We start from the raw sequence: 13,367 nt of genomic DNA, 5'->3' as shown, positions 1-13,367 counted from the left end.
CGGGGCGAACTTGCGTCGTTCGCGACGGGTATTTTCGCTACCCCGCTCGATCTCACGTTGTGTTTTACCGTGAAACGGATGACGCGATCGATGTGATTCGGCTCCTGCATCAGCGAATGGACATCGAACGGCATCCGTAGCCGCGCCCGTCGAATGCCGTAGTCGCTACAAAGCGACGCTCAAAGCCGACAGGATGCCGCCTCGATGCAGGCGCGGCATTGATCCGTTCAGAGCACGTCCCCGCTGAACAACGCCACGACCGCATCCGGATTCGACGGCCAGTACATGTGCATGTACGTCGCGACGATGGCGCCGCTGCGATAGACGGCTTCGCCGCCGCCCGGCGTGCCGTCGGGGCGCGTGGCGTTCGCAATCGGCACCAGCGGCGTCGCGAGCCGCGAGTAGTGAAACGTATGCCCGCGCATCGGCCCCATGCGCGTATCGAGCTGCTGCATGCCGAGCGCCGCGAACCGGCGTTGCATCGTCGCCTGCCCCGGCAGCACGCCGAGCATCGGCGTCGTCGACCCATCCACATCGGTCAGCGATTCGCACAGATACACCATCCCCCCGCATTCCGCGACGATCGGCCGGCCGGCGGCCGCATGCGCGCGAATCGTCCGTGCGGTCGCGGCATTCCCGGCAAGCGTCGCCGCATGCAGTTCCGGATAGCCGCCCGGCAAAAACAGCGCGTCGCAATCGTCGGGCACGGGTTCGTCGGCGAGCGGCGAGAAGAATCGCAGCTCGGCACCGAGTGCGTCGAGCAACGCGAGATTCGCCGGATAGATGAACGAAAACGCCGCATCGCGCGCCACCGCGATCCGCTTGCCGGCCAGCGCACGCGGCAGCGGCGCGGCCACGTCCGGTTCCGCGAATGTGACGGCAGGCGGCAACTCGGCGAGCGCGGTTTGCGCGAGCACGTCGGCCGCGCGGTCGAGCCGCGCATCGAGATCGTCGATATCGGCCGGCTGATGCAGGCCGAGATGCCGCTCCGGCAGCGCGATGCCCGCGTCGGCCGGCACGTATCCGAGCCAGCGCAGGTCGCCGGGCAACGCTTGTTGCAGCAACTCCGCATGCCGCGCCGAGCCGACGCGGTTGGCCAGCACGCCGTGAAACGGCAACCCCGGCCGGAACCGCGCGAGCCCGAAGGCGATCGCCGCGAACGTCTGCGCCATCGCCTTCGCCGAAATCACCGCGACGACCGGCACGCCGAACGCGGCCGCGAGATCGGCGCTGCTCGGCGTGCCGTCGAACAAGCCCATCACGCCTTCGATCAGGATCAGGTCCGCGTCGCGCGCGGCTTCGGCGAGCAGCGCGCGGCAGCCGGCCTCGCCGACCATGCCGAGATCGAGCGCATGCACGCTCGCGCCGCTCGCGCGTTCGAGCAGCATCGGATCGAGAAAATCGGGCCCGGTCTTGAACACGCGCACGCGGCGGCCGAGCCGGCGGTGCAGCCGCGCGAGGGCGGCCGTCACCGACGTCTTGCCCTGGCCCGACGCGGGCGCGCTGACGAACAGCGCGGGGCAGGCCGGCATGCTCAGAACTCCACGCCGCGCTGCGCCTTCACGCCTTGCTCCTTGTACGGATGCTTGACGAGTCGCATTTCGGTGACGAGATCGGCCGCATCGATCAGCGCATCGGGCGCGTGCCGCCCGGTGACGACGACGTGCACCGACTCCGGTCGAGCCGTGAGCGTCGCGAGCACTTCGTCGAGCGGCAGGTATTCGTACTTCAGCACGGTGTTCAGCTCGTCGAGGATCACCATCCGGTAGTCGCCGCTTTCGATCATCCGGCGCGCCTCGTCCCAGCCTTTGCGCGCGGTCGCGATGTCGGCGTCGCGGTTTTGCGTGTTCCACGTATAGCCGTCGCCCATCGTCACGAAATCGCATTGCGCGACCGCACCGAGGAAGTCGCGCTCGGACGTGTGCAGCGCCCCCTTGATGAACTGCACGACGCCGAGCCGCATGCCGTGGCCGAGCACGCGCACGGCCATCCCGAACGCGGCCGTGCTCTTGCCCTTGCCGTTGCCGGTGTGGACGATCAGCAGGCCTTTCTCCTGCGTGGCGGCGGCCTGCTTCTTCTCGTGGCCGGCGCGGCGGCGTTCGGCCATCCGCTGATGGGATTCGGAATCGGTCTTCATCGGGAATCGTCCTGTCGAAAGCGAAACAATGGGTTCAAAGCGGGCCGGCGAGCGCGACCGTCACGCCGTCCCGGATGGATTTGGGGCCGAGCAGCCGGCCATGCGGCGCCGCGAGCCGCGCGCACGGCTCGGCCACGCCCGCGACGCCGAAGCGCGCCAGCACTGCGTCGGAAGGACCGCTCGCGGCCAGTTCCGGACGGCTCGCGAGTTGCGCCGCATCGAACGCGACGAGCGGCCAGCCACGGCGCGCGCACAGCGTGCGCAGCGCACGGGCGCGCGCCTTGTCGGCGAGCGTCGCGACGAGCGCCGGTTCGGCGCCCGGATGGCGCGCGAGCGCGGCGCGGATCGCGGCATCGAGTTGCGCGGGCGTGACACCTGCGCGGAAGCCGACGCCGAGCGCGACGCGCATCATGCGCGGCCGCCGAACGCCGCACGCACCGCCGGATCGTCGGCGAGCGCGGCTACACGGCCGATCACGACGATCGCCGGCGAACCGATGCCGGTTTCGCCGATGCGCGCGACGAGCGTATCGAGCGTCGCGAGTACGTGGCGCTGTTCGGCGCGCGTGGCGTTCTCGATCGCCGCGCACGGCGTGTCGCCGGGCAGGCCGCCGTCGCGCAGCGCCGCGGCGATCGCGTCGAGCCGGCGGATGCCCATGTAGATCACGATCGTCATGCGGGTGGCCGCGAGCGCGCGCCAGTCGGGCTCGTCGGCGCCCGCGCCGTGGCCCGTGACGAAGATCACGCCTTGCGCGTCGCCGCGGTGCGTGACCGGGATGCCGAGCGCGGCCGGCGCGGCGATGCCGGCCGTGATGCCGTTGACGACTTCCACCGGAAAACCTGCCGCGCCGAGCGCGATCAGTTCCTCGCCACCGCGGCCGAACACGAACGGATCGCCGCCCTTGAGCCGTGCGACGCTGCGGCCCGCGCGCAGGTGCGCGAGCATCGCGGCGACGATCGTCTCCTGCGGCGTCGACGCATGGCCGCCACGCTTGCCGACGTGCTCGATCGACGCATCGGCGCGCGCATGGCGCAACACGTCGGGGTTCACGAGATCGTCGACGAGCAGCACGTCGGCCGCGCCGATCACGCGTACGGCCCTGAGCGTGAGCAGGTCGGCGTCACCGGGGCCGGCGCCGACGAGCCAGGCGCGGCTCATCGCGCGCGGCACGGCGCGCACCGTGTCGAAACAGTGGAACAGGGCAGGCGGGCGGCGCATCGGCGGCCGGCGGGCAGGCAGTGCATGGCGGATCGGGGCGAAACCCGCGCGAACGCGGGTGGAATGCGCACCCGATCCGTTCCCCGCGGATCGGGCGTTCGGCGAGCAGTGCGCTCGCCCCTTGCGTCGGCCGGTATCCGGGCTGGCCGCTTGCCAGGCCGCAGCCTTCCCGCCCGGCTGAAGGGCAGTGGCATCGCGGGCGGCCTGGGCGCACGCGCGGCTGAGCGCGTTGCGCGGGCGGCGTACCGTTGCGGGGACAGCACAGGCCGGGCGGATCTTCGCCTCCTGTTTCCCGTTTAACTGCATGCACGGAATGCGCATGCGAGCACCGAACGCGGCGCATACGATAGCACACGCGTGCGCCGCGCGAGCGGCCCCGGCGCGCCCGCGGCGCGGGGCGGCGGCACCATGCACGCGGTCAGAACTTGTACGTCGCCGTCAGCGTGAACGTGCGTGGCGCGCCGGGCATGATCTGCGCGACGCTCGTCGCATTCGCGTAGTAGTCGCGATCGGTCAGGTTGACGGCCGCCAGCGTCACCTCCAGGTCGCGCGTGCGATATCCGGCCTTGCCGTCCCAGCGCACGTAGGCGGGCAGTTCGAGCAGGTTGTCGCGATCGGCGTAGCGCGCACCTTCGTACACGAGCCCGAGTTCGGCGAAAAACCCGCGCAGCGGCGCATGACCGACGAACAGGCTGCCGTTCGACGCCGACACGCCCGCCGACCGCTTGCCCGCGTACTTCGGTTCGGCGTCGACCACCCGCGCGTGTTGCCAGCCGATGCCGCCGCGGACGAACCAGTCGCCCGTGAGCCGGCCGGCGACGCCCAGTTCCATACCGCGATTGCGCTCGAGGCCGGTGAGATCGAAGAATCCCGGCCGAACCGGGTCGGCGACGCGGCGGTTGTACAGATCGAGCTGAAACAGCGCGAGCGTCGTGCTCAGCGCGCCGTCGCGCCAGTCGCTTTTCACGCCGATCTCGTATTGACGCGTGTATTGCGGGCCGAGATCGTTGGCGTTGCCGCGCGCGCCGGGCGTGATGCCGATCAGGTCGCCGCCGACCGGCGCGAAGTTCTTGCTGTACGACGCATACAGGCTGTGCGCGCTCACCGGCGACCACACGACGCCGAGCCGCGGGCTCCACGCCGTCGTCGTGCGCCGTGCATGCAGATCGTTCAGCGCGTTGGTCGAATCGACGTCGAAGCGTTCTCCCCGCACGCCACCGAGGAGCTTCCATGCTCGCCCGAAGTCGATGCGATCCTGCGCGAAGATCGCGTAATCGCTGACACGGTGGCGATTCATCGCATACGGACGCGGCGTCGAGCCGGCCAGGGCGAGACGATCCGGTCCGGTGATCGGGACCGGCGCCGCGTCGGCCTGCCAGAGCGTCGGGGCGCGTTTCTGCCAGCCGTATTCGATGCCGAACAGCAGGTGATGCACGCCCGGGCCGGTCGCGACCTTGCCGCCCAGTTCGACGCCGGTCTGCACGTTCAGATGCGTCATGTCCTGAAGGTAGCGCGCCCGTTGCACGCGCCGGTAGTCGCGCGGCTTCGTGACGTAGCTTTGCGTGACGTAGGTGTTGTCGAAAGTGCTGCGCAGATCCAGCACGCCCAGCGTATGGCGCAGTTCCCAGCCGCCATCGAACGCGTGCGTGAAGACCGAGCGCCAGTTCATGTTTTCGTCGCGGATGGTGTCGCGGCCCGCCGCGCCGAAGAAGGTCGCGCGCGGCGCGGACGGCAGCGCGTACGCGAGCGGCTTGCCGGCTGCATCGACCGCGGCGACCGACGCCGGCATGCCGCGATCGGGCACGCGCCGGTACGTGTCGTATTCGAACTGCAGCAGCCAGCTTCGCCGCGCGTCCTGCCATTTGATCGACGGCGCGACGTACTGGCGCGTGCCGTCGACGTGGTCGCGGAAGCTGCCCGCGTGTTCGCGTCCGGCATTGAGCCGCACGCTCCATGCGCCCGACAGCATCCGGTTGAGATCGACCGACGCGCCGAGTCGTCCATAACTGCCGGTCGCCGCCGACACATGTCCGAAGTTTTCCGGCAGCGGCTGCTTGGTGATCCGGTTGATGACGCCGCCGCCGCTGCCGCGCCCGTACAGCGCCGCCGCCGGCCCCTTCAGCACTTCGACGCGTTCGATGTTGCCGAGACTGCGCACGTATTGCGCGTCGTCGCGCATGCCGTCGAGCAGCAGGTCGCCCGCGGCGGAAAAGCCGCGAATGCGGAACGAATCGAAGCGCGTGTCCGACGTATTGGACACACCCGGCACGCCGGCCAGCGCGTCGGCCAGCGTGCGGCCGCCATAGGACAGCGTTTCCTCGACCGGCACGCTGTCGATCGTTTGCGGGACGTCGCGCGGATCGGTCGCGGTGCGCGTCGCCGTACTCACGCTTTCGGCGCGCGGATCGTTCGGATGACGGCGGCTGCGCACCTCGAGCGCGGGCAGTTCGTCGTCGAACTCGGCCGCCGGGGCAGGAAAGGAGGCAACGCCGGCGATCGAGCACAGCGACAGGGCGAGCACAGGAAAGCGCCGCCCGGATATCTGTCGTTTCGACATGAAAATTTAAGGATGACTGAGTGATTGCCTCACATTGCCGTTGCGCGGTGGTTGCGTTGTTATCGGGTGAAGTTTATCTCGCTTAGTTGAAAACGACAATCATTCGCGTTCGCTGCGCACCGCTCGCCTTGACGCTCCCGGCCCCGCCGCCTACACTCGCACGCGTTTTGGTGCTCGCGCGCGCCGCTCCGGCGCACGCAGTTAAACGGGAAACAGGGAGCCTGCCTGCACCGCAGTCGAGCCAACCTGTGCTGCCCCCGCAACGGTAAGCGAACGCGTCGCGCGCAAGCGCCACGCAGCGCCGCTTCGCCGCATGCCCTGCGCATGCGGACGACCGCCACTGGATGCCGCGCATCCGGGAAGGCGAAGCGGCGTGTTCGTCAGCCCGGATACCGGCCTAAACATTGGGGTTCAGCGCCGCGGGGAGGCGGCGCATCGTCCACGGCCGCAGCAGGTCCGACGCCCGGTGTTTCCCGCTGTCACCTCCGATCCGCCGGCGCGCGAACGCGCCCGGCCGGCACGGCGAACGGCGCGACGCGGGCGGGGCAGGCAGCAGCCGTGTTGGCATTCACGATGTCGACCGTTCGCAAGGAAGCACCATGCCCGATTCGTTGTTCCGCCCGTCCCGCGGCTGTCCGGCCGGACTGCGCGGCGACCTTCGCGCGTACCGTCCCGTGAATGGCCGCGCCGCCACCGACGCGACGAGCCCGTCCTGATTCCCTCTTCGACACCGGACCTACCATGACCCTACGCAAGCTGCCCGTCACGATCGTCACGGGCTTTCTCGGCAGCGGCAAGACGACGCTGATGCGCCACATCCTGCAGCACGCCGAAGGCCGCCGCATCGCGGTGATCGTCAACGAATTCGGCGAACTCGGCATCGACGGCGAAATCCTCAAGGGCTGCGGCATCGGCTGCGACGAGGCCGACGGCGCGCAGGGCGAAGCAGCGGGCCAGCTGTACGAACTCGCGAACGGCTGCCTGTGCTGCACCGTGCAGGAAGAGTTCTATCCGGTGATGGAAGCGCTCGTCGAGCGCCGCGCGGACATCGATCACGTGCTGATCGAGACGTCGGGCCTCGCGCTGCCGAAGCCGCTCGTGCAGGCGTTCAACTGGCCGACGATCCGCAACAGCTTCACGGTCGACGCGGTCGTGACCGTCGTCGACGGGCCGGCCGCCGCGAGCGGCCAGTTCGCGGAAAACCCGCAGGCCGTCGACGCGCAGCGCCGCGCCGATCCGAACCTCGACCACGAATCGCCGCTGCACGAACTCTTTGCCGATCAACTGTCGTCCGCCGATCTCGTGATCGTGAACAAGGCCGACCTCGTCGGCGACGCCGAATTCGCGCGGATCGAAACCGCGATCCGCGAAGAAATTCCGCCGCAGGTGAAGATCGTGCGTGCGACGCGCGGCGAGCTCGATCTCGCGATGCTGCTCGGCCTCGAATCGGCGTCGGAGGAAACGATCCACCTGCGTCACGACCATCACGGCTCGGCCGACGACGGCGATCACGATCACCATCACGACGATTTCGATTCGGTCGTGGTGTCGGGCGACGCCGGCACGCGCGAAGCGACGATCGCCGCGCTGCAGCGTGTGGTCGAAGCGCACACGATCTATCGCGCGAAAGGCTTCGCCGCGCTGCCCGGCGCGCCGATGCGGCTCGTGATCCAGGGCGTCGGGCGCCGTTTCGACAGCTATTTCGACCGCCGCTGGCAGGACGGCGAAACGCGTGCGAGCCGCTTCGTGCTGATCGGCGAGGATCTCGACGCGGCCGAGCTGCAACGCGCGTTCGACGCCGCGTGCGCGGCCGAGCCGCAACAGGCGTAACGCACGATGCATCTGCTGCGCACCACGCCGGGCGGCTTCGTCGACGATACGCAGGGCGTCGTCCGGATCGACCAGCAGCCGGCCGACATCGTGATCCTGAGTTCGGCCGACACGACGCTGTCGCTGCTCGCGAGCGTCGTGCCGCACTTGCCCGAAGGATTTCCGAGCGTGCGGCTCGCGAACGTCACGTTCCTGCGGCAGCCGGCGTCGGTCGATTTCTACGTCGACGACGTGCTGCGTCACGCGAAGACGGTCGTGATCGATCATCTCGGCGGCGAAGCATACTGGCCGTACGGGATCGAGCAGGCCGTGTCGCTCGCGTCGAAGCGCGGGCAGCAACTCGCGATGTTCTCGGGCGACCTGCAGGAGGACCCGAACCTCGTCGCGAAGAGCACGGTCAGGCCCGACCTGTGCCGGCTGTGGTGGCGCTATCTGCGCGAGGGCGGCGTGCACAACGCCGACGCGCTGCTGCGCAGCATCGCGTTTCACACGCTCGGGTTCGGCGACGAGCCCGAACCGCCGCGCCCGCTGCCGGCCGCCGCGCTGTATCACCCGGCGCGCGACCCGGCGAGCGTCGACGACTGGCGCGCGCGCTGGACGCCGGGCGCACCCGTGGTCGCGATCCTGTTCTATCGCGCGCACTGGCAGGCCGCGAACACGGCCGTGTTCGACGCGCTGGCCGATGCGCTCGTGCACGAACGGCTCAATCCGCTGCCGATCGCCGTCACGTCGCTGAAGGACGCGGTGAGCCGCGAGGTCATCACGCAGCTGTGCGACACGCATGGCGTCGCGCTCGTGCTGAATACCACCGCGTTCGCGGCCGGCGCGATCGACAGCCCCGAACACGACGTGCTCGCGGGCGACGCGCCGGTGCTGCAGGTGATCCTGTCCGGCGGCAATCGCGACGCGTGGCTCGCCGACAGCCAGGGCCTGCACGCCCGCGACATCGCGATGCACATCGCGCTGCCCGAGGTCGACGGGCGCATCGTCACGCGCGCTGTGAGCTTCAAGGGGCTCGCGTATCGTTGCCCGCATACCGAGGTCGACGTCGTGCGCTACCAGCCGGATGCCGAGCGGATCGCGTTCGTCGCGGCGCTCGCGCGCGGCTGGTGCCGGCTGCGCACGCTGGATAACGCCGACAAGCGCATCGCGCTGATTCTCGCGAACTATCCGCAAAGCGAAGGGCGGATCGGCAACGGCGTCGGGCTCGACACGCCGGCCTCCGCGCTGCGCGTGCTCGCGGCGCTGCGCGACGCGGGCTATACCGTGGCCGACCTGCCGCCCGACGGCGACGCGCTGATTGCGCGGCTCACCGAGGGCGTCACCAACGATCCCGCCGTGCGTACGCTGCGTCCCGCATTTCAGAGTTACGCGCTGGCCGACTACGTCGCGCGGTTCGCGCGGCTGCCGGCCGCCGTGCGCGATGCGCTGAACGAACGGTGGGGGCCGCCCGAAGCCGATCCGACGCTGCGGCAACAGCGTTTCACGATCGCCGGCTGGCGCGCGGGCAACGTGTTCGTCGGCATCCAGCCGTCGCGCTCGCGCGACGAGAACGACTACGCGAGCTACCACGATGCCGACCTCGTGCCGCCGCACGCGTATCTCGCGTTCTATTTCTGGCTGCGCGATGCGTATCGCGTCGACGCCGTCATCCATCTCGGCAAGCACGGCAATCTCGAATGGCTGCCGGGCAAGAGCGTCGCGCTGTCCGACGCGTGCTGGCCCGACCTGACGCTCGGGCCGCTGCCGCACCTGTATCCGTTCATCGTCAACGATCCGGGCGAGGGCAGCCAGGCGAAGCGCCGCGCGCAGGCCGTGATCGTCGATCACCTGATGCCGCCGCTCACGCGCGCGGAAAACTACGGGCCGCTGCAGGATCTCGAACGGCAGGTCGACGAATACTACGAAGCGCTGATGGTCGATGCGCGGCGCGCGAAGCTGCTGCGCAAGACGATCCTCGCGACGATCGCCGAGCATCGTCTGCACGACGAGCTGAGCGTGTCGCCGCCGCGCGATGCGGGCGACGAGGATGCGCTGCTCACGCGGGTCGACGCGTGGCTGTGCGAATTGAAGGAAGCGCAGATTCGCGACGGGCTGCACGTGTTCGGCGCGTCGCCGGTCGAGCGCCAGCGGCGCGACACGCTGCTCGCGCTCGCACGTTTTCCGGTCGGCGACGGCAAGGGCGAACGGGCCGGGCTGATCGGCGCGCTCGCGCGCGATCTTGCGCTCGGCGACGCGTTCGATCCGCTCGCGGCCGACTGGGCCGCGCCGTGGACGGGGCCGCGGCCGGCCATCCTGCAAACGCTCGACGCGTCGCCGTGGCGGCATGCGGGCGATACGCGCGAGCGGCTCGAACGGCTCGCGCAGCACTGGCTGGCCACTGTGTGCGGAACCGCTTCGGAGAATTCCGGTATCGACGTGCCGCCGCCCGGCGAATGGCCGCATACGCTCGCGGTGATCGAGCGCGTGCGGTCGACGCTGTTGCCCGCACTCGACGCGTGCGGCCGCGAGGAAATGCGTCAACTGCTGCGCGGGCTCGACGGGCGCTTCGTGCCGCCGGGGCCGAGCGGCTCGCCGTCGCGCGGCCGCCCCGACGTGCTGCCCACGGGCCGCAACTTCTACTCGGTCGATACGCGCGCGGTGCCGACGCAAGCCGCGTGGTCGCTCGGGCTGAAATCCGCGCAGCAACTGATCGAACGCCATCTGCAGGATCACGGCGACTATCCGCGCGCGATCGGGCTGTCGGTGTGGGGGACGGCCACGATGCGCACCGGCGGCGACGACATCGCGCAGGCGTTCGCGCTGATCGGCGTGCGGCCGAAATGGGCGCACGGCAGCCACCGCGTGACCGACTTCGAGATCCTGCCGATCGAGATCTTCGATCGGCCGCGCATCGACGTGACGCTGCGCGTGTCGGGCTTCTTCCGCGACGCGTTTCCGAACCTGATGCATCTGTTCGACGCGGCCGTGCAGGCGGTTGCCGCGCTCGACGAGCCGGAGGAGTTGAACCCGATCCGCGCGCGCATCGAGCGCGAACGCGAGAAGTGGGTCGCGCAGGGCGTGGCGCCCGACGACGCGCGGCGCCGCGCCGGCTGGCGCGTGTTCGGCGCGCGGCCGGGCAGTTACGGCGCGGGCCTGCAGGACCTGATCGACCAGCGCCGCTGGCAGACCGACGCCGATCTCGCCGATGCCTACCGTCAATGGGGCGGCCACGCGTACGCGCAGAACAGCGCGGGCGACGCGGCGGCCGACGTGTTCGGCGAGCGGCTCGCGACGATCGACGTCGTCGTGCAGAACCAGGACAGCCGCGAGCACGACATCCTCGATTCGAACGACTACTACCAGTTCCAGGGCGGGATGACGGCGGCCGTGCGCCATCTGTCGGGGCAGCAGCCGAGCATCTATCACGGCGACCATGCGAACCCGGTCGCGCCGAAGATGCGCACGCTGCGCGAGGAAATCGCGCGCGTGATCCGCTCGCGCGTCGTCAACCCGAAATGGCTCGACGGCGTAAAGCGTCACGGCTACAAGGGCGCGGCCGAGCTGGCCGCGACCGTCGACTACCTGTACGGCTATGACGCGACCGCGCGCGTGCTGTCCGATCACCAGTACGCACTCGTCGCCGACGCGTACCTGTTCGACGACGCCACCCGCGCGTTCCTCGAACGGCACAACCCGAAGGCGCTGCACGGCATCTGCGAACGCTTCGTCGAAGCGATGCAGCGCGGGCTGTGGCAGCAGCCGGGCCCTTATCGCGAGCGGATCGAAGCGGTCTGGCTCGCCAGCGAACAACGCCAGGAAGGAGGACGGCGATGACCGATCCGACGATGCACCGCGCCCGCGCGGTTTTTCCGTTCGCGGCGCTCGTCGCGCAGGACGCATTGCAGCAGGCGCTGTTGCTCGCCGCGATCGACCCGTCGCTCGGCGGCGTGCTCGTCAGCGGCCCGCGCGGCACCGCGAAATCGACGGCCGCGCGCGGCCTCGCGGAGCTGTTGCCGGAAGGGCAGTTCGTCACGCTGCCGCTGTCGGCGAGCGACGAGCAGGTGACGGGCACGCTCGATCTCGCGCATGCGCTCGCCGAAAACGGCGTGCGCTTCCGGCCGGGCCTGCTGGCTCGCGCGCACCTCGGCGTGCTGTACGTCGACGAAGTGAACCTGCTTGCCGACGGGCTCGTCGATACGCTGCTCGACGTCGCCGCGAGCGGCGTGAACATCGTCGAGCGCGATGGCGTGTCGCACGCGCACGACGCGCGATTCGTGCTGGTCGGCACGATGAATCCCGAGGAGGGCGAGCTACGCCCGCAGTTGCTCGACCGCTTCGGGCTGATGGTCGAACTCGAGAACTGCTTCGACGCTGGGCAGCGCGAGCGGATCGTGAAGGCGCGTCTTGCATTCGATCTCGATCCGGACGCGTTTCGCGCGCGTCATGCGGCTGCCCAGCGCGCACTCGCGGACCGGATTCACGCGGCGCGCGCGCGGCTGCCGGCGCTGGATTTCGACGACGCGGTTCATGCACGCGTCAGCGCGCTGTGCATCGATGCGGCCGTCGACGGGTTGCGCGCCGATCTCGTGATGCTGCGCGCCGCGCGCGCGCTGGCCGCGCTGGAGCAGGCCGACGCGGTGACGGTGTCGCACGTGGAGTGCGTGGCCGAAGCCGTCCTGCGGCATCGGCGCCATGCGGAGCCGCCGCATCAGTCGTCGCGCCAGTCGTCGCAACACGGCGGCGAACGCGACGATCGTTCGCCGCCGGATACGCGCCAGCGGCCCGGCGACCGATCGGGCGAAACACAGGCCGGCGCGTCGGCATCGCAGGGCGACTGGGGCTACCTGCCGCCCGAACCGGCCGGGCTGCGCGACGTGAAAGGCGTGGTGCCGCTGCCGCTAAAAAAACGCTGAGCCATCGAGCCGGCGCCGCCGCGAACGCGATTCGCGGTCCTCGATGGCAATCAGGCGCAGCGGCGCGCGTGCCGGGTACGTTGCGTGCCGGCACGGCCGTCGCGTGGCCGGCGACGCTCGCCGCGAAACGCGGGAGCCCGCTGCATCGCGACCATCTGCGCTTCGCGAAACGCGCGGGCACGCCGCACGCGCTGCATTGCTTCGTGCTGGATTGTTCGGCGTCGATGCTGTCGCACGAGCGGCTCGCGCTCGCGAAGGGGCTGATCGTCGCGTATTTCGATCAGGCCGCGCGTGAGCGTGCCGAAACCGCGCTGGTCTGCTTCGGCGGCAACGGCGCCGCGCGGCGCTTCGGCCCGGCCGTGCCGCGCTGGTGGAATGCGCGCTGGCTCGAGCCGGTCAACGGCGGCGGCGGCACGCCGCTGGCGGACGGCATCGCGGCCGCCGCGCAGTTGCTCGCCCGCGCGGCGCGCCGCGAGCCGGCCAGGCAGCGCTGGCTGTGGGTGCTGTCCGACGGGCGCACGCGCGAGATGCCGGCGAGACCCGCGGCAGCCGATCACGTCGTGTTCGTCGACTTCGACGATGCGGCCGCGCGGATCGGGCAGGGCCCACGGCTTGCCGCGGCGTGGGGCGCGCAGTGGGTGACGGCCGACGCGCTTCGCACGGATCTCGCGGGCTGATGGCCGCCCGGCGGTGCGCTATGATCACCGCTTCTGCTCCCTGGAAACTCCCG

Annotated in this window: 9 protein-coding genes, 1 pseudogene and 2 riboswitches; of the genes and pseudogenes, 5 read left to right on the top strand and 5 right to left on the bottom strand. The window is 70.2% G+C overall.

Translation table 11 applies throughout. From position 1 onward, the window contains the following. Window positions 1–47: 47 nt before the first annotated feature. Window positions 48–140: pseudogene (locus tag C5F75_RS37155) on the top strand (type II toxin-antitoxin system RelE/ParE family toxin); the annotation flags it as partial. Window positions 141–227: 87 nt separating this feature from the next. Here the strand turns inward: C5F75_RS37155 and C5F75_RS10195 are convergent. The 5 genes from C5F75_RS10195 to C5F75_RS10175 all read right to left on the bottom strand — a co-directional run bounded on the left by C5F75_RS10195 (window position 228) and on the right by C5F75_RS10175 (window position 5,912). Further along, a complete protein-coding gene (locus C5F75_RS10195; protein WP_104012150.1) occupies window positions 228–1,532 on the bottom strand; it encodes a cobyrinate a,c-diamide synthase in 1,305 nt (434 codons plus the stop codon). Between the two features lie 2 nt (window positions 1,533–1,534). Continuing rightward, window positions 1,535–2,137, bottom strand: coding sequence for a cob(I)yrinic acid a,c-diamide adenosyltransferase (gene cobO, locus C5F75_RS10190; protein WP_059584089.1), 603 nt, complete (start codon window positions 2,135–2,137; stop codon window positions 1,535–1,537). A gap of 34 nt (window positions 2,138–2,171) precedes the next feature. Next, window positions 2,172–2,549, bottom strand: a complete 378-nt coding sequence (locus tag C5F75_RS10185) for a cobalamin biosynthesis protein (RefSeq protein WP_099316395.1) — start codon at window positions 2,547–2,549, stop codon at window positions 2,172–2,174. Next, window positions 2,546–3,295 (bottom strand): uroporphyrinogen-III C-methyltransferase, encoded by a 750-nt coding sequence (cobA, locus tag C5F75_RS10180; RefSeq protein ID WP_104012247.1) that lies wholly within the window; start codon window positions 3,293–3,295, stop codon window positions 2,546–2,548. Before cobA ends, C5F75_RS10185 begins: the two co-directional genes overlap by 4 nt. Window positions 3,296–3,466: 171 nt before the next feature. After that, window positions 3,467–3,704, bottom strand: a riboswitch (cobalamin riboswitch). Window positions 3,705–3,773: 69 nt separating this feature from the next. Then, complete coding sequence (locus C5F75_RS10175) at window positions 3,774–5,912, bottom strand: TonB-dependent receptor (RefSeq protein WP_104012149.1); 2,139 nt, start codon at window positions 5,910–5,912, stop codon at window positions 3,774–3,776. Between the two features lie 151 nt (window positions 5,913–6,063). After that, window positions 6,064–6,327, top strand: a riboswitch (cobalamin riboswitch). Window positions 6,328–6,653: 326 nt separating this feature from the next. Between C5F75_RS10175 and cobW the strand changes: the two genes are divergently transcribed. The 4 genes from cobW (at window position 6,654) to C5F75_RS10155 (ending at window position 13,314) form a co-directional block, all read left to right on the top strand. Continuing rightward, window positions 6,654–7,742, top strand: a complete 1,089-nt coding sequence (cobW, locus tag C5F75_RS10170; RefSeq protein WP_104012148.1) for a cobalamin biosynthesis protein CobW — start codon at window positions 6,654–6,656, stop codon at window positions 7,740–7,742. A 6-nt stretch (window positions 7,743–7,748) separates the two neighbouring features. After that, window positions 7,749–11,558: a cobaltochelatase subunit CobN gene (cobN, locus tag C5F75_RS10165; protein ID WP_104012147.1), complete on the top strand. Its 3,810-nt coding sequence runs from the start codon at window positions 7,749–7,751 to the stop codon at window positions 11,556–11,558. Beyond that, window positions 11,555–12,637, top strand: coding sequence for an ATP-binding protein (locus C5F75_RS10160; protein WP_104012146.1), 1,083 nt, complete (start codon window positions 11,555–11,557; stop codon window positions 12,635–12,637). The genes cobN and C5F75_RS10160 overlap by 4 nt, the downstream gene beginning before the upstream one ends. Window positions 12,638–12,705: 68 nt before the next feature. Next, window positions 12,706–13,314, top strand: a complete 609-nt coding sequence (locus C5F75_RS10155; protein WP_104012145.1) for a vWA domain-containing protein — start codon at window positions 12,706–12,708, stop codon at window positions 13,312–13,314. Window positions 13,315–13,367: the final 53 nt, after the last annotated feature.

Source organism: Burkholderia anthinoferrum (assembly GCF_002925705.1).
Lineage (GTDB): Bacteria > Pseudomonadota > Gammaproteobacteria > Burkholderiales > Burkholderiaceae > Burkholderia > Burkholderia semiarida.
Note: the sequence above shows the minus strand (reverse complement) of the source record. Positions and strands in the feature narration are given on the sequence as shown.

Coding starts and splice junctions, on each gene's coding strand:
- C5F75_RS10195 (WP_104012150.1), bottom strand. CDS start 1,532: ATGCCGGCCTGCCCCGCGCTGTTCGTCAGCGCGCCCGCGTCGGGCCAG.
- cobO (WP_059584089.1), bottom strand. CDS start 2,137: ATGAAGACCGATTCCGAATCCCATCAGCGGATGGCCGAACGCCGCCGC.
- C5F75_RS10185 (WP_099316395.1), bottom strand. CDS start 2,549: ATGATGCGCGTCGCGCTCGGCGTCGGCTTCCGCGCAGGTGTCACGCCC.
- cobA (WP_104012247.1), bottom strand. CDS start 3,295: ATGAGCCGCGCCTGGCTCGTCGGCGCCGGCCCCGGTGACGCCGACCTG.
- C5F75_RS10175 (WP_104012149.1), bottom strand. CDS start 5,912: ATGTCGAAACGACAGATATCCGGGCGGCGCTTTCCTGTGCTCGCCCTG.
- cobW (WP_104012148.1), top strand. CDS start 6,654: ATGACCCTACGCAAGCTGCCCGTCACGATCGTCACGGGCTTTCTCGGC.
- cobN (WP_104012147.1), top strand. CDS start 7,749: ATGCATCTGCTGCGCACCACGCCGGGCGGCTTCGTCGACGATACGCAG.
- C5F75_RS10160 (WP_104012146.1), top strand. CDS start 11,555: ATGACCGATCCGACGATGCACCGCGCCCGCGCGGTTTTTCCGTTCGCG.